A 19,373-nucleotide genomic window follows, 5' to 3' on the forward strand; every position below is an offset into this window, starting at 1 on the left:
GCGCCTTACGTCGCCTGGTGCCGCGCCAGCGCCCAGGCGACGTGTTCGCGCACCACCTCCGACGGATGCGCCGCGCGCGAGCGCAGCGCGTCGATCACTTCGCTCGAGTCCGGCGCATTGCCCAGCGCCACCGCGATATTGCGCAGCCAGCCCTCGTAGCCCGTGCGGCGGATCGCCATGCCTTCGGTGCGGCGCAGGAATTCCTCCTCGCTCCACGCGAACAGCTCCACCAGCCGCGCACCGTCCAGGCTGTGGCGCGGCGCGAAATCCGGTTCGGCCGCATCGCGCGCGAACTTGTTCCACGGACAGATCAGTTGGCAGTCGTCGCAGCCGAAGATGCGGTTGCCCATCGGCGCGCGCAGTGCTTCCGGAATGCTGCCCTTGAGCTCGATGGTCAGGTAGGAAATGCAGCGCCGCGCATCCAGCCGGTATGGCGCCACGATGGCCTGGGTCGGGCAGATGTCGATGCAGCGGCGGCATGTTCCGCAATGCGCGGTGGCCGCTTCGTCGACCGGCAGCGGCAGGTCGGTGTAGAGCTCGCCGAGGAAGAAATAGGAACCGGCGCTGCGGTTGATCAGCACCGTGTGCTTGCCGATCCAGCCCAGGCCCGCATTGCGCCCCAGCGCCTTCTCCAGCACCGGCGCGGAATCCACGTAGGCGCGGTAGCCGAAATCGCCCACCTGGGCGTGGATGCGTTCGGCCAGCTTCTGCAGGCGGTTGCGCATCAGCTTGTGATAGTCGCGGCCCAGCGCGTAGCGCGCCACGTAGCCGGCGTCCGCGTCTTCCAGCACGGCCCAGGCGTTGCGCGTGCCGGGCGGGATGTAGTCCATGCGCACCGAGATCACGCGCAGCGTGCCGGGTTCCAGCTCGGCCGGACGGCTGCGCTTGGTGCCGTGGCGGGCCATGTAGTCCATCTCGCCGTGGTGGCCGTCGTCCAGCCAGCGTTGCAGGTGTTGCTCGTCCTCGCCCAGCTCGATGCCGGCGATGCCTGCGTCGGCGAAGCCGAGCTCGCGCGCCCAGCGCTTGATGTCGGCGGCGAGCGCGGCGTAGTCGTGGGCGAGGGCGGACGAAGAGGACATGACGGTCATTGTAAGTCCGCCGGGTACGGCTCCCGCCTATAATCCCGCGCATGACGCCAAGCCCGCACCGCCACGAGCTCTATTCCGTCGACCAGGTGCGTGCGCTGGACCGTCGCGCCATCGACGCGCTGGGTATCCCCGGCATCGAACTCATGCGCCGCGCCGCGGCGGCCGCTTTCGCCTCGCTGCAGCGCCACTGGCCGCGCGCGCGGCGCATCGCGGTGTACTGCGGACCCGGCAACAACGGCGGCGACGGCTTCCTGCTCGGCGCGCTCGCCTTGCAAGCCGGCTATCAGGTGATGCTGTTCGCGCTTTCCGGCGAATCGCGCGGCGACGCCGCGACGGCGCGTGGCCGCTTCGAGGAAGCCGGCGGCCAGGTCCAGCCATGGAGCGCCGTGACCGGGCTGCCGGTGGCCGATGTGCATGTGGATGCGCTGTACGGTACCGGCCTGGCCCGTGCGCCGGAGCCCGCCGTGGCCGACCTGCTGTGGCGCCTGAACGCCGGTGGCGAGCCGATCCTCGCGCTGGACGTGCCCTCGGGCCTCAATGCCGATACCGGGCAGTGCCCGGGCGAGGCGATCAGCGCCGACGTCACCGTCAGCTTCATCGCGCACAAGCGCGGCCTGCATACCGGCCAGGCGGCGGATCACGTGGGCGTGCTGGAACTGGACACGCTGGCCTTGCCGGACGAGCTCCGGGACGGCATCGTGCCCGACGCCGAGGTGCTGCAGCCGGCGACGCTGCCGCCGCGCCCGCGCCACGCGCACAAGGGCAGCAATGGCCACGTGCTGGCGATCGGCGGCGATCTCGGCACGGCCGGCGCGATCCGCCTGTGCGGCGAAGCGGCGCTGCGCGCCGGCGCGGGGCTGGTCAGCGTGGCGACGCGCGAGGCGAACCTGATCGCGCTCAACAGCGCCCGTCCGGAACTGATGGCGCACGGCGTCGACGGCCCGCAGGCCCTGCAGCCACTGCTGCAGCGCGCCGACGTGCTGGCGCTCGGACCGGGACTGGGGCAGGGCGCCTGGGGCCACGCGCTGTGGCTGACCGCGCTGGACATGGGCATGCCGATGGTGCTCGATGCCGACGGCCTCAATCTGCTGGCGCGCGAGCCGCGCACGTTCGAAGCGACGACGGTGATCACGCCGCATCCGGGCGAAGCCGCGCGGCTGCTGGAACGTTCGATCGCCGACATCGAGGCGAACCGCTACTCCGCTGTGCGCGCGCTGGCGCGGAAGTACAACGCCGTCGCGGTACTCAAGGGGGCCGGCAGCCTGATCGCCGATCCACACGGCCGCGTCGCCGTCTGCCCCTGGGGCAACCCCGGCATGGCGACGGGCGGCATGGGCGACCTGCTGACCGGGATCGTCGCGGCGCTGCTGGCGCAGGGCTGCGAGGGCTGGGCAGCGGCCTGCCTCGGCGTCGGCCTGCATGCGCGTGCGGGCGATGCGGCCGCCGCGGATGGCGGCGAGCGCGGCCTGCTGGCTACGGACCTGCTGGCGCCGCTGCGCTGGCTGCTCAACGAGCGCAACGCATGAACACCACGTTGCAGCAGGACCTGCCCGACGAAAACGCGACCGCCGCCTTTGCCGCCGTCCTGGCGGGCGCAGTCGATGGTGGCGCAGTGATTTATCTGCACGGCGACCTGGGCGCCGGCAAGACCAGCTTCGCGCGGGCTTTCCTGCAAGCGCTGGGCGTGGGCGAACGGGTCAAGAGCCCGACCTACAGCCTGGTCGAGTCCTACCGGCTCGACGCCCGCACCGCTTGGCACCTGGATCTGTACCGCATCGCCGATCCGGGCGAGCTGGAGTGGCTGGGGCTGGACGCGCTGGCCGATCCCGCAGCCCTGGTGCTGGTGGAATGGCCCGAACGCGGCACCGGCGCACTGCCGGCGCCGGATCTGCTGATCGATCTGGCTTACGCCGGCACCGGCCGCAGGGCTCGGGCGGCGGCGCGCAGCCCGCGCGGCGAGCTCGTGCTGGCGCGCGTGCCGCTTTCCGGCTGAGTCGCCGCGCTAAGTATCGGTAGTTAATGAGATTTTGGGTTCCGTCCCAGCCCCGGACGAAACCCTTCCCCCAGCGCGGCTTGCGTCCGATACCTGGACCCAGCCTGACAAAACCGCTGCAGGTTATGGATATTTCAGGGAAAAAGCACTTGCATTCAGGAAAGTGCTGAGCTTCAATGCGCGACCATGAGGGGATATCCGGCCAACTTCCGTCAGTTTTCCTGTTTCGTCGCCCTGGCGATGGCGCCGTTGTGCGCCGTTCATGCCGCCGACGTGAAATCCGCCCGTGTCTGGGCTGGCCCGGAATACACCCGGCTGGTGCTCGATGTATCCGGTCCGGTGGACTACAAGACCCGCCAGGACGGCGACCAGCTGGTGATCGACCTGGGCCGCAGCGGCCTGGCCGACGACTACGCCGCGCCGAAGTCGCAAGGCCTGCTCAAGGGCCTGGACAGCAACCAGCAGGGCAACCGCCTGCAGCTGGTGGCCAAGGTCGATTCCTCCAGCCATTACAAGAGCTTCGTGCTGCAGCCGGCCGCCAACTACGGCTATCGCCTGGTGGTGGATGTCTACCCCGGCAACGGCGTGGCCGCCTCGTCCAAGGCCGTCCCCGCGCCGGCGCAGGACGACGGCGACGACGATGCCGCGCCGCCGCCCGCCCCGGTCGCGATCAAGACGGCGGCGTCCGGCAAGAACAGCCTCAAGTCCACCCAGAGCGGCATGGCCTCCACGCGCCAGGCCGCGGCGCTGCTCAACGGCGAGCGCAAGGTGGTGGTGGCGGTCGACGCCGGCCACGGCGGCCAGGATCCGGGCGCCCACGGCCCCGGCGGCACGCTGGAAAAGAACGTCACCCTGGCGGTGGCGCGCGAGCTGGCCGCGCAGATCAACAAGCAGCCGGGCATGAAGGCCGTGCTGACGCGCGACTCGGATTTCTTCATCCCGCTGAAGCAGCGCTACGACATCGCCCGCCGCAACAATGCGGACCTGTTCGTCTCGGTCCACGCCGATGCCTTCGTCAACGGCGACGCCAAGGGTTCCTCGGTGTGGGTGCTGTCGCCGCGCGGCAAGACCAGCGAGGCGGCGCGCTGGCTGGCCGACCGCGAAAACCGCGCCGACCTGATCGGCGGCGTGTCGCTGGACGACAAGGACGACAGCCTCGCCGCGGTGCTGCTGGACCTGCAGCAGGGCTATGCGATGCAGGCCAGCGAGGCGGTCGCCACCAATGTGCTGAAGGCGCTGGGCGGCCTGGGGCCGACCCACCGCGGTTACGTCGAGCGCGCCAACTTCGTGGTGCTGCGCTCGCCGGACGTGCCCTCGATCCTGGTCGAGACGGCCTTCATCAGCAATCCGGACGAGGAGCGCAAGCTGCGCGACCCGTCGCACCAGTCGCACCTGGCCGAAGCCGTGATGGGCGGCGTGCGCAGCTATTTCGAGTCCACCCCGCCGCCGGGTTCGTGGTTCGCCGCGCAGGCTTCGCGCCGCAACGGCACCGTGGTGGCGTCGGTGCCGAAGAGCGACGATGACGACGCGGACCATCCGGTCTCCACCGCCGCCAGCAAGGCCGTGGCGCAGGCCATGGCCGGTTCGGCGAGGTCCGGCGAGGTCAAGGTCGCCAGTGCGAAAAACGACGGCGACCGCGCCGACGCCAACGTGCGCGACCTGCACCGCGTCACTGCCGGCGAAAGCCTGCGCAGCATCGCGCGGCAGTACGGCGTCAGCATCACCGCGCTGAAGAACGCCAACCGCAGCATCAATACCGATGCGGTGCACGCGGGCATGGTGCTGGCGATTCCGGCCGGCTGATTCCTCTCCAACATGTTGTTTTTACGAACGCCGCCCCTGGGGTGGCGTTCGTGCTTTAAGCTTGCGCGATGCCTGTCATCCGCCCGCTCCCCGCTGAACTCATCAACCAGATCGCCGCCGGCGAAGTGATCGAACGGCCTTCCTCAGTGGTGAAGGAACTGGTCGAGAACAGCCTGGACGCCGGCGCTACGCGCATCGAAGTCGACATCGAGCTGGGCGGCCAGCGCCTGATCCGCATCCGCGACGACGGCGGCGGCATCGAGCCGGACGATCTGCCGCTGGCGGTGGCCTCGCATGCCACCAGCAAGATCCGCAGCTTCGACGATCTCGAACATGTCGCCAGCATGGGCTTCCGCGGCGAGGCGCTGGCCTCGGTATCGTCGGTGGCGCGCTTCGCGCTGACCTCGCGTGCGCGCGGACAGGACACTGCATTCCGCATCGAAGTGGACGGCGGCAAGCTGCAGGCGGCGCGTCCGGCGCAGCACCCGCAGGGCACCAGCGTCGAGGTGCGCGACCTGTTCTACAACGTGCCGGCGCGGCGCAAGTTCCTCCGCGCGGAACGCACCGAGTTCGCGCATATCGACGACCTGCTGAAGTCGCTGGCGCTGGCGCGCGGCGCGGTGGAATTCCGCCTCAGCCACAACGGCAAGCCGGTGCGCATCCTCAAGGCGGCGAAGGACGAGCAGGCCGCGCTGCTGCGCGTCGCCGAAGTGCTGGGCGAGGAGTTTCCCGCGCAGAGCCTGCGCATCGATCACGCGGCGGCCGGCTTGCATCTGTCGGGTTGGGTGGGCCTGCCGACGGCGTCGCGCTCGCAGGCCGATTCGCAGTACTTCTACGTCAACGGGCGCCTGGTGCGCGACCGCATCGTGGCGCATGCGGTGCGGCAGGCGTATGCCGACGTACTGTTCCACGGGCGCCATCCGGCCTTCGTGCTGTATCTGGAACTCGATCCGGCCGGCGTCGACGTCAATGTGCATCCGGCCAAGCACGAGGTGCGCTTTCGCGAGCAGCGGCTGGTGCACGATTTCCTGTTCCGCACGCTGCACGAGGTCCTGGCGCAGACGCGCGCCGGGCAGATGGGCGGCGCGTCGGCGGTGGCCGACACGACCGACGCCGCACCGGCGGTGGGCTATGCCTCCGCGGTTGCCGCGCCGGCGGTGACCTCGACGCCGGCCTGGTCCGGTCAGTTCAGCCAGAGCCGCCTGAGCCTCGGCGTGCGCGAGGAGCCGCTGGCCGACTATGCCGCGCTGCTTGGCGAACCCGCGCGCATGGCGGAGTCGGCCTACGCCGCCAATACGCCGATGCCGCCCGCGCAGGACGACGAGGCGCCGCCGCTGGGCTTCGCCATCGCGCAGCTCAAGGGCATCTACATCCTGGCCGAGAATGCGCATGGCCTGGTGCTGGTCGACATGCATGCCGCGCACGAGCGCATCACCTACGAAAAGCTCAAGTCCGGGCGCGCCTGCAGCAACCTGCGCTCGCAGCTGCTGCTGGTGCCGTTGAACGTGTCGGTGAGCGCGAAGGAGGCCGCGGCCGCCGAAGAGCATGCCGACGCGCTGGCCGAGTGGGGCCTGGAACTGTCGCGCAGCGGCCCGTCCGGCGTGGTGGTGCGGCGCATACCGGCGCTGCTCGAAGGCGCCGACGTGGCTCAGCTGTGCCGCGACGTGCTGGCCGAGCTGGCCCTGCACGGCAGCTCGCGCCGCCTGCAGGAGCTGGAGAACGAGTTGCTCTCCACCATGGCCTGCCACGGCTCGGTGCGCGCCGGCCGGCGCCTCACCGTGCCGGAAATGAATGCGCTGCTGCGCGAGATGGAAGCCACCGAGCGCTCCGGCCAGTGCAACCACGGCCGTCCCACCTGGACCCAGCTGGGCCTGGCCGAGCTGGACAAGCTGTTCCTGCGCGGGCGCTGAGCGGCGGCTTGCGGCCGCGGCAAATAGACGTCCATACTCGGGCTTCCTTTAGCCGACCGGGCCGTGCCATGTCGCGTAGTGCCATCTTCGCCCTCGTCGCTGCCCTGAGCCTTGGAGTTGTCGCCGTGCAAGCCGAAACCGCCACCGCAGCCGCCACCGGCGACTACACGCACGAGATCGAACAGTGGCGCGCCAAGCGCACCGCCAACCTCACCTCGCCGACCGGCTGGCTCAGCCTGATCGGCCTGGAATGGCTGCAGGAGGGCGCCAACCGCGTCGGCAGCGCCAGCGACAACGACATCTTGCTGAAGGCCGGGCCTGCGCACCTGGGCGTGGTCACGCTGGGCAAGGACGGCGCGCTGCATATCGCGCTGGACGACAAGGCCGGCGCCACCATCGACGGCAAGTCCGTGCGCGCAGCGACGCTGATCGACGACATGCATGCCGGCGAGGCGACGCCCACCACGGTGGCGTTCGGCAACGCCAACTTCTATGTGATCGAGCGCGACGGCCGCAAGGCATTGCGCGTGAAGGACAGCGACGCGGAAACGCGCAAGGACTTCCTCGGCATCGACTACTTCCCGATCGATCCGTCCTGGCGCGTGGTCGCCGATTGGGTGCCGTTCGATCCGCCGCACAAGCTGGAGATCGGCTCGGTGATCGGCACCATCGACAAGGTCGACGTGCCGGGCAAGGCGGTGTTCCAGCGCAACGGCCACACCTTCGAATTGCTGCCGTACCAGGAAGAGCCGGGCGGCGAGCTGTTCTTCGTGCTGGCCGACCGCACCTCCGGCAAGGAGACCTACGGCGCCGCGCGTTTCCTCTACGCCGCGTTGCCGAAGGACGGCAAGGTGGTGCTGGATTTCAACAAGGCCTACAACCCGCCGTGCGCGTTCACGCCATTCGCCACCTGCCCGCTGGCGCCGCCGGAAAACCGGTTGGACGTGGCGGTGACCGCGGGTGAGAAGAAGTATCGCGGCGGGCATCATTGAGCGCCGTGCGTGCGGTCGTCTTCGCGGGCGCGGCGTTGGCCGCGCTGTGGGCTGCATCGGTCTGTGCGCAATCCGCTGACTACGCCGCGCAGGTCGAACAGGCGCGTGCCGAACGCGTGACGAAGCTGAAGCAGGCGGATGGTTATCTCACGCTGATCGCTTCGGGCTGGCTCGAACCCGGCGACAACACGATTGGCTCGGCTGCGGACAATCGTTTTCAGGTGCCGGGCACGGCTGATCAACTGGGCGTGCTTCATCTGAATGCGGACGGTTCCGTCCAGCTGCGCACGCTTGGCGTCAACCGGGTGACGGTGGACGACAAGGTCGTCGCTTTCACGCCTATGCTCACGCAAGGCGCCCACGGCGAACGCAAGCCGACGCGCGCTTATCTCGGTGCTGAGCGTTACCTCTACGTCGTGGAAAGCGGCAAGCAGCGCGGACTGCGGGTGAAGGACAACGCCGCGCCGCTGCGCACGCATTTCCCGGGCATTCCTTATTTCCCGATCCATCCCTCATGGAAGATCGAGGCGCAGTGGCAGGCGTTCACCACGCCGCACACGTTGCGCATCGCCAACGTGGTCGGCACGGAAACCGACGAATCGGTGCCGGGGCAGGCGGTGTTCGAGCGCAACGGCCAGCGTTACACGCTGACGCCGATGGAGGAGGACGGCCGCCTGTTCTTCGTCTTCAGCGATCGCACTGCAGGCAAGCTGACCTACGGCGGCGCGCGCTTCCTTTATGCCGACAAGGCGAAGGACGGCAAAGTCATGCTGGATTTCAATCTTGCGGAAAACCCGCCGTGCGCGATCACGCCGCACGTGGTGTGCCCGCTGGCGCCGCCGGAGAACCGTTTGCGCCTCGAAGTGAACGCAGGCGAGAAGAAGTTTCAGGGCGCCGGACACTGAAGCGCCCGTCGGTGCGATGTTGGGGTTCGCTGCGCTCACCCCAACCTACGCCGGGTACGCCGGCTTTGGTGTGTCAGCGGCCCTTGAATTCGGCCTTGCGCTTTTCCAGGAACGCCGTGGTGCCTTCGCGCATGTCCTCGGTGGAAAACGCCAGCGCGAACGCCTGCGTCTCGAACTCCAGGCCCTGGTCCAGCGCCATCTCGCCGCCCTGCAGGATCGCATCGAGGATGCCCGCCGCCGCCAGCGGCGCGGACGCGGCGAGCTGGTCGGCCAGTGCGTCGACCGTTTCGTCCAGCGCCTCCGGCGCCACCACGCGGTTGACGACGCCCAGCTCGTAGGCGCGCTGGGCGCCGACCATGGCGCCGGTCAGGCACAGCTCCAGCGCAGCGCCGCGGCCGGCCAGGCGCAGCAGGCGCTGGGTGCCGCCGAAGCCGGGGATCAGGCCCAGGTTGATTTCCGGCTGGCCGAAGCGCGCCTTCTCGCTGGCCACGCGCAGGTGGCAGGCCATGGCCAGCTCCATGCCGCCGCCGAGCGCGAAGCCCTGGATGCGCGCGACCACCGGCTTGCCCAGCCGCTCGATGGAACTCATCAGGCGCTGGCCGGCGCGGGAGAAGCCCTGCGCCTGGACCGGGGTGTAGCCGTTCATCTCGGCGATGTCCGCGCCCGCCACGAAGGCCTTGTCGCCCGCGCCGGCCAGCACCACCGTGCGCACGGCGTCGTCCTGGGCGGCCTGGGCGAAGGCCAGGGTCAGTTCGTTGAGGGTGTCGCGATTGAGCGCATTGAGCTTGTCCGGGCGGTTGACGGTGATGATGCGCACCGCGCCGCGGTTGCCGATGTCCAGGTTGCGATAAGCCATGGCGGATTCCAGCGAAGGTCCAAAGCGCAAATGATAACAGTGGGGTAGCAGCGGGAACCTTTGCGGCCGTCGGCGTTCTCATGCCGGTGGCGCCGGCTCCCCCGCCTGGCCCGCTGCACAAGCCCGGCAAACCCCTTACGATGTCCGGGCTTCGCGTCCCGCGATGGAGGATAGGCATGACACGACTGCGTTGGTTGGCCCATGGCGCGATGCTCACGATGCTGATGAGCGCGGCGCTGGCCACGCATGCGCAGAACCGGGACAGCGCGTCCGACGCGCAGGCTGCCGGGCTGGACAAGAACAAGCTGTCCTACGCGATCGGCTACCAGATCGGCAGCCAGTTCGCCAATGGCGACCCCGAGGTGGATATCGCCGTGATGCAACGCGCGATCCAGGACGCGTATTCCAAGCGCCGTCCCGGCGTGCCGATGCAGGACATGCACGAGCAACTGCGCCGCCTGGACAAGCATATGCACGACAAGGCGGAGTCGCAGTTCCAGCAGCTGGCCAGTTCCAACGCGACCAAGAGCGCCGACTTCCTCGCCAGGAACCGGCAGAAGCCCGGCGTGGTGCAGCTGCCTTCCGGCATCCAGTACCAGGTGCTCAAGCAAGGTACGGGCAAGGACCAGCCGGCGCTCAACAGCACCGTCACGGTGAACTTCCGCGCCACCCTGATCGACGGCACCGAATTCGACAGTTCCTGGGCGCATGGCTCGCCGGTGAGCTTCATCGTCAACAACAAGGTGATCCCCGGCTGGCAGGACGTGATCCAGCGCATGCACGTCGGCGACAAGTGGCGCGTGGTGATCCCGCCGGCGCTGGCCTACGGCGAGCGCGGCAACCTGCCGCGGATCGGCCCGAACGAGGCCCTGGTGTTCGAGATCGAGCTGCTGGAAATCAAGCAGTAGGCGCCGCCGCCGCATGAAGCGCGGCGGCCGGCCGCCGTCCGGGGCAAGGGGCGTTCGGCTAAGATGTGCGGTCCATGCCGAACGATCCCGCTCCCGTCCCCGCCGCCCCCCTGAGTCCCTGCATCGGCATCTGCCGGCTCGACGAGCGCGGCTATTGCGAGGGCTGCCTGCGCACCGGCGAGGAAATCGCCCGCTGGCGCAACCTGAGCGATGCGGAGCGCCTGCGCTACATGCGCGAGGTGCTGCCCGCGCGGGAGCAGCCGCGATGAGCGATCCGCTGTCGCTGGTCGTCTCGGCGGTGCGCCCGCTGGCCGAGCCGCCGGAAGGGCCGGGCTGGAACTACCGCGAGATGGCCGAGCTGATCGGCGATGCGCCGCGCCGTCCCGCCGCGGTGCTGGTGGGCTGGCGCGAAGGCGTGCAGCCGCGCCTGGTGCTCACGGTGCGCAACGACAGCCTGCAGGCGCATGCGGGACAGGTGGCGTTCCCGGGCGGGCGCACCGATCCGGAAGACGCCGACGCCGTGGCCACCGCGCTGCGCGAGAGCGAAGAGGAAGTCGGCCTGGACCGGCGCCTGGTCACGCCGATCGGTTTTCTCGATAGTTTCGACACCATCAGCGGCTATCGCATCACGCCGGTGGTGGCGCGCATCGCGCCGGAGGCGAGCCTGTATCCGGCGCCGGCGGAAGTGGCCGAAGTGTTCGAGGTGCCGCTGGGCTTCTTCCTCGATCCGGCCAATCTGCGTCGCTACACCATGGACTTCCGCGGCCATCGCCGCGACATGGTCGAATTCATCCATGGCGGCCATCGCATCTGGGGCGCGACCGCGGCCATGCTGGTCAACCTGCTGCAACGCATGGGGCGCTTATGACTGCCTATACCACCTTGATCGACGCGCGCACGCTGGCCGCCTTGCCGCCGCATGACGTGCTGATCGTGGATTGCCGTTTCGAACTGGCCGTGGCCGGCGGGGATCCGGACAAGGGCGAGCGTGCGTACCGCGAAGGCCATATTCCCGGCGCCGTGTATGCGCATCTGGATCGCGACCTGTCGGATCTGTCGCGGATCGGCGAAGGCTTGGGCCGGCATCCGCTGCCGTCCGAAGCGACGTTCTCCGCCGCGTTGTCGCGCTGGGGCTGGCATCCGGGCTTGCAGGTGGTCGCCTACGACGCGGCCGGCGGCGCGCTGGCCGCGGCGCGGCTGTGGTGGCTGCTGCGCCTGGCTGGCGTGCGCGAGGCGGCGGTGCTCGATGGCGGCCTCCAGGCGTGGCAGGCGGCCGGCTTGCCGCTCGAAGCGGACGAGGTGAGGCGCGAGCCCGGCGACGTCTCGGTGCGCTACGACGCATCGCAGTACATCGTCGACCATCGCGCCATGGCAGAGCGTTCGCGCGAGCTGCTGATCGACGCGCGCGCCGCGCCGCGTTATCGCGGCGAGGTCGAGCCGATCGACCGCGTGGGTGGGCATGTGCCGGGCGCCTTGAACCGGCCGTACTCGGACAACCTCGATGCGCAGGGCCGCTACAAGCCGGCGGAACAGTTGCGCCAGGACTTCGCCGCGCTGATCGGCGACACGGCGCCGGCGCAGGTCGTGCACATGTGCGGCTCCGGCGTCACCGCCTGCCACAACCTGCTGGCGATGGAATATGCGGGACTGGCAGGTTCGCGGCTGTACGCGCCGTCGTGGAGCGGCTGGGTCAGCGATCCGGCGCGGCCGGTCGAGACCGCATGACTGCGTAGCCGTAGGTTGGGGTGAGCGCAGCGAACCCCAACGATGCGAGGCGCCTAGCGGTGCGGTGTTGGGGTTCGCTGCGCTCACCCCAACCTACGCCGTGGCGATTACTTCTTTTTCAGTCGCGCCACCAGCTGCTGCAGCACCGCCTGCGTCTCCTCGCTGAAGAACGCATCGACGAAGGCGTCGATCGGCAGCGCCTCCGGATCCGCCCACACCTCGGTGAGGTCGGCGCGTGCCAGCCGGCGCGTGGCCAGCATCGCGTTGGGCGGCAGCGCCAGCAGTTCGTTGAGCCAGTGCAGGGCGCGGGTGGTGACCTGGTCCACGCCGGTCAGTTCATCGACAAAGCCGAACGCCAGCGCCTGCTGCGCCTCGATCATCGCGCCGGCTACCAGCAGGCGTTCGGCGCGATACGGGCCGACTACCCGGCGCAAGGCCAGCTGGATGCAGTCAGGCACGATCAGCCCGACCTGCACCTCGTTCAGGCCGATGCGGTAGGGGCCCTCGGCCATCACGCGGTAATCGCAGAACAGCGACAGCACCGCGCCGCCCGCCGGCGCGTGGCCGGTGATCGCGGCCACCACCGGCACCGGCGCCATGGCGATGGCGGAGCAGGTGGCGAAGAACGTGCGCCAGAAGCGGCGCACGCCGTCGCGGTCCTGGCCGAGCAGGGAGGGCACGTCCACGCCGGCGGAGAACATGCCGGAGGTTCCGGACAGCACGATGCCCGCGGCGCCATCCTGCACGGCGGTGGCGATCGCGGCCTGGATCGCATGCAGCAGTTCGATGTTCAGCGCATTGACCGGCGGCCGCGCAAAGTTGATCTCGACGATCGTGTCGTGCTTGACGAGGTTGAGCATGGCGGCGTCCCCGGATGAAAGTTTGAGGCCCGCGAGCGTAGCAAACTCGCGGGCCTCGCCGGTGGGTCGCCGCCGGCCGGTTACTGCTGCGGCTGGTCGGTCTCGGCCCAGCGGTAGCGCACGGCGTAGTCCAGCGTCGCCTTGCCGCCTGCCGGCACTTCGACGCGGAATTCCAGCAAGTCGGGTTTCTGCTCGGACGGCTTGACGCTGGACGAAGTCAGCGTCCATTCGCGCCAGCGGCTGGGATGCTCGCGCACGGTCACCGTGCGTGCGGTGTCGCTCGCATTGGTGAGGGTGATGCGGAAGGCTTCGTCCATGCTGCGGCCGGCCTTGTCCAGCTTGAACTGCGTGCGTTCGCGCTCGGCGCGCAGGTCGAAGGCATTGCCCAGGGTGATGGTGGCGTCGCTGCCCTTGGGCGTGTCCTCGATGCGGCCCTCGCCGATGAATTGCGGCGTGCCGTTGCGGTCGGCGGTCATCACGCGCAGGTTGCCGGCCGGCAGGCTGTCGAAGGCGCGCAATTTCAGCGTGCTGGTGACGGTGTTGCTGCCGCCGTTGTTGAAGTCGCGATTGGTCATCGGTTGCGGCGGCGTCCAGCGGCTGCCGGTTTCGTACAGCAGGGTGCGTTCGCAATCGAGCTGGCGCGTTTCATACAGCGGCACCTGGCTGACGCTGCCGTCGGGCAGGTTGACCGCGCCGGGCAGAGTGTAGCTGCGGTAGTCGGCGACCGAACCCTGCTCCGGCATCGGCGCGGCCTGCGCCTTGCCGCGGAAGGCCATGGTCATCGGCGCCGAGGCCGGCATCGGGCCGGGCGTGCGGGTGATCTGCGGCTCGCCGGCGATCAGGGTCAGGTGCACGTCGTTCCAGTCGCGGCCGCTGCGATTGGCGATGCTGGCGCGCGTCTCGAAGCGCAGCTTGCAGCCGGCGCCCGGCAGCAGGGTGCCGATATAGGCCGCGCGCCAGCCCAGGCCGGCGGTGGGATAGCTCAGCGTGGCGCGCGCGTTGCCGGCCTTCGGCGCATCCACGCGCAGCTCCAGGCTGGAGCCGGTGTTGAACTGGCCGCTGGCGCGCACCGCGGCGTAGTCGCGGATCAGGCTGGTGCGGCCGCTGGCGTCGCTGACCAGCAGGCCGTTGCCGGCGCGCAGCAGGGTGCCGCTGGCCAGCGGCTGGCCGTTGCTGCCGAGGACTTCGACCGGCTGGCCGACCAGGCTGCCCAGCGCGGCGTCGCGGCCCTGCGCCAGCAGCAGGCGCTGCGACAGCACCCTGGCCGCGTCGCCTTCGACGTCGAGCGACATGGCTTCGGTATCGAGGAAGGCGGGCAGGCCGCCGAGGCTGAGGTCCTGCACGCCCTGCTTGAGCTCCAGGCGGCGCGGCTCGCGTGCCATGGCGTAGCCGCTGTCCACGTTGCCGCCGTCGCCGCCGGTGAACAGGGCGGCGTCGTCGCTGCGGTACAGGGTCAGCTCAGTGCGTTCGGGCGTGGCCGCGGCGGCGGTGCTGGCGAGGGTGGTGGCGCAGGCGAGGGCGAGGGTGGTGAAGGGGAACTTGCTCACGGGCGAACTCCTTTCGTTGGGCGCCGGCCGATCTTACGCAGCGCGCATGAAGATGCGGCATCCGTGCGCGCCGGCCGCTTAACCCCGCAGCGAACGGGCTGCGTTCAAGCGCACTCAGTGCGTGGCGAAGTGCTCGCGCAGCGTGTCGAGGTCGTGCGTGAGCGTGAGGCCGAGGGCCAGCAGGATGCGCGCCTTCTGCGGACTGAAATCCTCGCCGGCGATGAAGCCCGCATCGCGCAGATAACGCCGCTGCGCCACGCTGCCGAGCGGCGAGCGGGTGCACTGCACGACGGCGATGCCGCTGGCGATGGCCGCTTCCAGCGCGATACGTTCGGCCTTGGTCACCAGGCCCGGCGCGAGGCCGGCCGAGACGATGCCTTGCGCGCCCTTGGCCAGCACGGCTGCGATCATGGTGTCGTCGGCGCCGACGTAGGAATAGGCGACGTCCACGCGCGGCGGCTGCGCATCGTCGGGCAGGGCGGCGAATGCCGCGCCAGGCGCATGGCGGCCTTCGGGACGGCGCCGATAACGGATGCGGTCCGGATCGACGGTGCCGAGCACGCCGTGGTCCATCGAGCGGAACGTATCCAGCCGCAAGGTGGATACCTTGATCACGTCGCGCGCCGGATAGATGCCATCGTTGAACACCACCAGCACGCCGCGGCCGCGCGCATCGGCGTCGCCCGCCACACGGATCGCACCCAGCAGGTTTGCCGGTGCATCCGAGCCGACCGCGCTGAGCGGCCGCTGCGAACCGGTGAGCACCACGGTCTGCTCGATGTCGAGCGTGAGGTTGAGGAAGAACGCGGTTTCTTCCAGCGTGGCCGTGCCGTGCAGGATCACGAAGCCGGCCAGTTCCGGCTGCTCGCGCGACAGGCGCCGCAGCGTCGCGCGCAGCTCGAACCAGTCGGCCATGGTGAGGTTGTTGCTGCCGACCGAGCGGAACGGCACCGGGATCGCCTCGGCGAAGCTGGCGATTTCAGGCACGCGCTCCAGGATCTGCGCGACGTCCAGCTTGCTGCCGTGTTCGGGGTAATCCATCAGGTCCAGGCTGGAAGTGCCCAGCGAGGCGATGGTGCCGCCGCAGCCGATGATGGCGACGCGGGGGAGGGCGGTGGACGAGGGCATGCCGGATGGGTTCCGTGAGCGGAGGTCCAGCTAGTGTCGCAAAGCCCCTCTCCCACCGGGAGAGGGGGTAGGGTGAGGGTGCGGGCGGGGCGCAAGGATGATGTGCATCGCTCCGGCCGAACCCTCATCCGGCTGCCGCCACCTTCTCCCGGAGGGAGAAGGATTCCAACTTGGTGGGTTTCAGCCCTGCTCGGCCGCGTCGCGAATCGCCTGCGGCAGCGCCACCGGCTTGCCGGTGTGCGGGTTCATCCAGACCATCACCACATGCCCGTCGCTGTACAGCTTCTCCGGCTGCCCGGCATCGACGATGCGATGCCCGATCGTCATCGAGCTGTTGCCCAGGCGCAGGCAGAACAGCTCCACGCTCAGCTGCGCCGGCCATTCGATCGGAAAGCGGTAGTTGATCTCGCTCGCCGCCAGCACCGGCATCGACTGCTCGTCGAACCACGGTCCGGGCACGTGCTTGAGCCACTGCAGGCGCGCCTCTTCCAGGTAGGTGAGGTAGTTGGAATTGTTGACGTGGTTGAAGGCATCCAGGTCGCGCCAGCGCACGCCGATCGAGGCGGTAAAAAGCGGCTGGACTTCCGCCGCGCCAGCGGCGGAAGCCGAATCGGTGATGGTGAAACTCATGCGGTCTTTTTCCGTGCGGTCTTGTCGCGGCCGTTCTGCGTGCTGCTCTTCTGGGTACCGTTCTTCTGGCTGCCGTTCTTCGACGCACCGTTCTTGGTCGCGCCGCTCTTGGCCGCGTTGTCCTTCTGCGCCTTGGCCGGCGCGATGCCCAGATGCGGCGCGAGGAAGCGGCCGGTATGCGAGCCGGCCGTCTCGGCTACCGTTTCCGGCGTGCCGGCGACCAGGATGCGGCCACCGCCGCCGCCGCCTTCGGGGCCCAGGTCGACGATCCAGTCCGCGGTCTTGATCACGTCGAGGTTGTGCTCGATCACCACCACCGTATTGCCCTGGTCGACCAGCTGGTGCAGCACGTCGAGCAGCTGCTCGATGTCGTGGAAGTGCAGGCCGGTGGTCGGCTCGTCGAGGATGTACAGGGTGCGGCCGGTGTCGCGCTTGGACAGCTCCTTGGACAGCTTCACGCGCTGCGCCTCGCCGCCGGACAGGGTGGTCGCGCTCTGGCCCAGCTTGATGTAGTCCAGGCCGACCGCGCGCAGGGTTTCCAGCTTGCGCGCGATGGTGGGCACGTTCTCGAACAGCTTGAGCGCGTCCTCCACCGTCATGCCGAGCACATCGGCAATCGTGTGGCCCTTGTAGGTGATCTCCAGCGTCTCGCGGTTGTAGCGCTTGCCGTGGCAGACGTCGCAGGGCACGTAGACGTCGGGCAGGAAGTGCATCTCCACCTTGATCATGCCGTCGCCTTCGCAGGCTTCGCAGCGGCCGCCGCGCACGTTGAAGCTGAAGCGGCCGGCGGTGTAGCCGCGCGAACGTGCCTCCGGCACCTGCGCGTACAGCTCGCGCAGCGGGGTGAACAGGCCGGTATAGGTGGCCGGGTTCGAGCGCGGCGTGCGGCCGATCGGCGACTGGTCGATGTCGACCACCTTGTCGAACAGGTCCAGGCCCTCGACCGACTTGTACGCAGACGGCTGCTCGCTGGAGCCGTTGAGCTCGGCGGCGGCGAGGCGGAACAGCGTGTCGTTGATCAGGGTCGACTTGCCCGAACCGGACACGCCGGTGATGCAGGTGAACAGCCCGGCCGGAATGGCCAGGTCCACGTTCTTGAGGTTGTTGCCGCTGGCGCCGCGCAGATGCAGCCAGGAATCCTGGTCTTCCTGCTCGCGACGCTCCTTCGGCACCTCGATCGCGCGCGTGCCGGACAGGTACTGGCCGGTGACCGAGCGCTTGGAGGCGAGGATGTCCTTCAGCGTGCCCTGCGCCACCACTTCGCCGCCGTGCACGCCGGCGCCGGGGCCGATGTCGAGCACGTGGTCGGCCAGGCGGATGGCGTCCTCGTCGTGTTCCACCACGATCACCGTGTTGCCGAGGTCGCGCAGGCGCGTGAGGGTGCCGAGCAGGCGCTCGTTGTCGCGCTGGTGCAGGCCGATCGAGGGCTCGTCCAGCACGTACATCACGCCGACCAGGCCGGCGCCGATCTGCGAGGCCAGGCGGATGCGCTGCGCTTCGCCGCCGGACAGCGAATCGGCCTGGCGGTCCAGGGTGAGGTAGTTCAGGCCCACGTCGTTGAGGAAGCTCAGGCGCTCGCGGATTTCCTTGACGATCTTCACCGCGATCTCGCCGCGCCAGCCGGTGAGCGTGAGCGTGTCGAAGAAGCCCAGCGCGTCGTCGATCGAGCGCGAGGTCAGCGAGGGCAGGGCATGGTCGGCGACGAACACGTTGCGCGCCGAACGGTTGAGGCGCTGGCCCTGGCAGTCCGGGCAGGGATGGTCGGCGATGTACTTGGCCAGTTCCTCGCGCACGGCGGGGGACTCGGTTTCCTTATAGCGGCGCTCCAGGTTTGGCAGGATGCCTTCGAAGGAGTGCTCGCGGGTGACCTTGCCGCCGCGCTCGGTGAGGTAGCGGAACTGGATTTTGTCGTTGCCGCTGCCGTACAGCACGGCCTTCTGCACCGTCGCCGGCAGCTTCTGCCAGGGCGTGTCGACGTCGAAGCGGTAGTGGCTGGCCAGTGAGATGATCAGCTGGAAATAGTGCGCGTTGCGGCGGTCCCAGCCGCGGATCGCGCCGCCGGACAGCGGCAGCTCGGGATGGCCGACCACGCGCGCCGGATCGAACACCTGGGTCACGCCCAGGCCGTCGCAGGTGGGGCAGGCGCCGATCGGCGAGTTGAAGGAGAACAGGCGCGGTTCCAGCTCGGGCAGCGAGTAGTCGCACACCGGGCAGGAGTAGCGCGAGGACAGCAATTGCTCCGGTGCCTTGGCGTCGTCCATATCCGCCAGGATGGCCAGCCCGTCGCCCAGCCGCAGCGCGGTCTCGAACGATTCGGCCAGGCGCTGCTTGATGTCGTCGCGCGGGCGGAAGCGGTCGATCACCACTTCGATGGTGTGCTTCTGGCGCAGCGTCAGCGGCGGCACGGCGTCGAGCTCGTGCACCACGCCGTCGACGCGGGCGCGCACGAAGCCTTGCGCGCGCAACTGCTCGAACACCTGCACGTGCTCGCCCTTGCGCTCGCGGATCACCGGGGCCAGCAGCATGAAGCGCTTTTCCGGATCCAGCGCCAGGGTGGCATCCACCATCTGGCTGACCGTCTGCGCCTCCAGCGGGATGCCGTGGTCCGGGCAGCGCGGCGTGCCGACGCGGGCGTACAGCAGGCGCAGGTAGTCGTAGACCTCGGTGATCGTGCCCACGGTGGAGCGCGGGTTGTGCGAGGTCGACTTCTGCTCGATCGAGATGGCCGGGGACAGGCCTTCGATGTGGTCGACGTCCGGCTTCTCCATCATCGAGAGGAACTGCCGGGCATAGGCCGAGAGCGACTCGACGTAGCGGCGCTGGCCTTCCGCATAGATGGTGTCGAAGGCCAGCGAGGATTTGCCCGAACCGGACAGGCCGGTGATCACGATCAACTGGTCGCGAGGCAGATCCAGGTCGATGTTCTTGAGATTGTGCGTGCGAGCGCCGCGGATGCGGATGGTGTCCATTGAACGCCGGGAAGAGGTCATGAGGAGGGGGAAAAACTGCACTATACCAAACTCGCCAG

Annotated in this window: 15 protein-coding genes and 1 pseudogene; 9 read left to right on the forward strand and 7 right to left on the reverse strand. The window is 69.1% G+C overall.

What is annotated here, in order from left to right; genetic code table 11:
• Positions 1 to 5: 5 nt before the first annotated feature.
• Positions 6 to 1,079, reverse strand: a complete 1,074-nt coding sequence (queG, locus tag BM172_RS07620; protein ID WP_026636270.1) for a tRNA epoxyqueuosine(34) reductase QueG — start codon at positions 1,077 to 1,079, stop codon at positions 6 to 8.
• Between the two features lie 50 nt (positions 1,080 to 1,129).
• Between queG and BM172_RS07625 the strand changes: the two genes are divergently transcribed.
• The 6 genes from BM172_RS07625 (at position 1,130) to BM172_RS07650 (ending at position 8,691) form a co-directional block, all read left to right on the forward strand.
• Positions 1,130 to 2,614, forward strand: coding sequence for a bifunctional ADP-dependent NAD(P)H-hydrate dehydratase/NAD(P)H-hydrate epimerase (locus BM172_RS07625; protein ID WP_026636271.1), 1,485 nt, complete (start codon positions 1,130 to 1,132; stop codon positions 2,612 to 2,614).
• Positions 2,611 to 3,081 (forward strand): tRNA (adenosine(37)-N6)-threonylcarbamoyltransferase complex ATPase subunit type 1 TsaE, encoded by a 471-nt coding sequence (gene tsaE / locus BM172_RS07630; protein ID WP_026636272.1) that lies wholly within the window; start codon positions 2,611 to 2,613, stop codon positions 3,079 to 3,081. The genes BM172_RS07625 and tsaE overlap by 4 nt, the downstream gene beginning before the upstream one ends.
• Before the next feature lie 186 nt (positions 3,082 to 3,267).
• Positions 3,268 to 4,884 carry an N-acetylmuramoyl-L-alanine amidase gene (locus BM172_RS07635; protein WP_026636273.1) on the forward strand — a complete coding sequence of 539 codons (1,617 nt, stop codon included), beginning with the start codon at positions 3,268 to 3,270 and terminating at the stop codon, positions 4,882 to 4,884.
• Between the two features lie 68 nt (positions 4,885 to 4,952).
• Complete coding sequence (gene mutL / locus BM172_RS07640; protein ID WP_026636274.1) at positions 4,953 to 6,794, forward strand: DNA mismatch repair endonuclease MutL; 1,842 nt, start codon at positions 4,953 to 4,955, stop codon at positions 6,792 to 6,794.
• Between the two features lie 68 nt (positions 6,795 to 6,862).
• Complete coding sequence (locus tag BM172_RS07645) at positions 6,863 to 7,786, forward strand: DUF1684 domain-containing protein (RefSeq protein WP_026636275.1); 924 nt, start codon at positions 6,863 to 6,865, stop codon at positions 7,784 to 7,786.
• Positions 7,787 to 7,791: 5 nt separating this feature from the next.
• The gene (locus BM172_RS07650) at positions 7,792 to 8,691 is read left to right on the forward strand and encodes a DUF1684 domain-containing protein (RefSeq protein ID WP_026636276.1); all 900 of its coding nucleotides are present in this window, start codon (positions 7,792 to 7,794) and stop codon (positions 8,689 to 8,691) included.
• 73 nt (positions 8,692 to 8,764) lie between these two features.
• On the opposite strand, the gene BM172_RS07655 is transcribed toward BM172_RS07650, so the two are convergent.
• Positions 8,765 to 9,547, reverse strand: a complete 783-nt coding sequence (locus tag BM172_RS07655) for an enoyl-CoA hydratase-related protein (protein ID WP_026636277.1) — start codon at positions 9,545 to 9,547, stop codon at positions 8,765 to 8,767.
• A gap of 176 nt (positions 9,548 to 9,723) precedes the next feature.
• Between BM172_RS07655 and BM172_RS07660 the strand changes: the two genes are divergently transcribed.
• From BM172_RS07660 to BM172_RS07675, 3 genes and pseudogenes are all read left to right on the forward strand, one after another.
• Positions 9,724 to 10,455, forward strand: coding sequence for a BamJ family beta-barrel-assembly machinery protein (locus tag BM172_RS07660; protein ID WP_026636278.1), 732 nt, complete (start codon positions 9,724 to 9,726; stop codon positions 10,453 to 10,455).
• A 74-nt stretch (positions 10,456 to 10,529) separates the two neighbouring features.
• Positions 10,530 to 11,323: pseudogene (locus BM172_RS07670) on the forward strand (NUDIX hydrolase).
• Positions 11,320 to 12,180, forward strand: coding sequence for a sulfurtransferase (locus BM172_RS07675; RefSeq protein WP_026636279.1), 861 nt, complete (start codon positions 11,320 to 11,322; stop codon positions 12,178 to 12,180). Before BM172_RS07670 ends, BM172_RS07675 begins: the two are co-directional and overlap by 4 nt.
• A 107-nt stretch (positions 12,181 to 12,287) precedes the next feature.
• Here BM172_RS07675 and BM172_RS07680 read toward each other — a convergent pair whose 3' ends face one another.
• From BM172_RS07680 to uvrA, 5 genes are all read right to left on the reverse strand, one after another.
• A complete protein-coding gene (locus tag BM172_RS07680) occupies positions 12,288 to 13,040 on the reverse strand; it encodes an enoyl-CoA hydratase/isomerase family protein (protein ID WP_026636280.1) in 753 nt (250 codons plus the stop codon).
• An 80-nt stretch (positions 13,041 to 13,120) separates the two neighbouring features.
• Positions 13,121 to 14,587, reverse strand: coding sequence for a DUF4139 domain-containing protein (locus tag BM172_RS07685; protein WP_026636281.1), 1,467 nt, complete (start codon positions 14,585 to 14,587; stop codon positions 13,121 to 13,123).
• 114 nt (positions 14,588 to 14,701) lie between these two features.
• Entirely contained in the window at positions 14,702 to 15,715 is a 1,014-nt protein-coding gene (locus BM172_RS07690) for an asparaginase (RefSeq protein ID WP_026636282.1), read from the reverse strand.
• A gap of 180 nt (positions 15,716 to 15,895) precedes the next feature.
• Complete coding sequence (locus BM172_RS07695; RefSeq protein ID WP_026636283.1) at positions 15,896 to 16,345, reverse strand: acyl-CoA thioesterase; 450 nt, start codon at positions 16,343 to 16,345, stop codon at positions 15,896 to 15,898.
• Positions 16,342 to 19,314 (reverse strand): excinuclease ABC subunit UvrA, encoded by a 2,973-nt coding sequence (gene uvrA, locus BM172_RS07700; RefSeq protein ID WP_051548935.1) that lies wholly within the window; start codon positions 19,312 to 19,314, stop codon positions 16,342 to 16,344. Before uvrA ends, BM172_RS07695 begins: the two co-directional genes overlap by 4 nt.
• Between the last annotated feature and the right edge of the window lie 59 nt (positions 19,315 to 19,373).

The organism is Dyella marensis, assembly GCF_900112865.1.
GTDB classification, from domain to species: Bacteria; Pseudomonadota; Gammaproteobacteria; order Xanthomonadales; family Rhodanobacteraceae; genus Dyella_D; species Dyella_D marensis_A.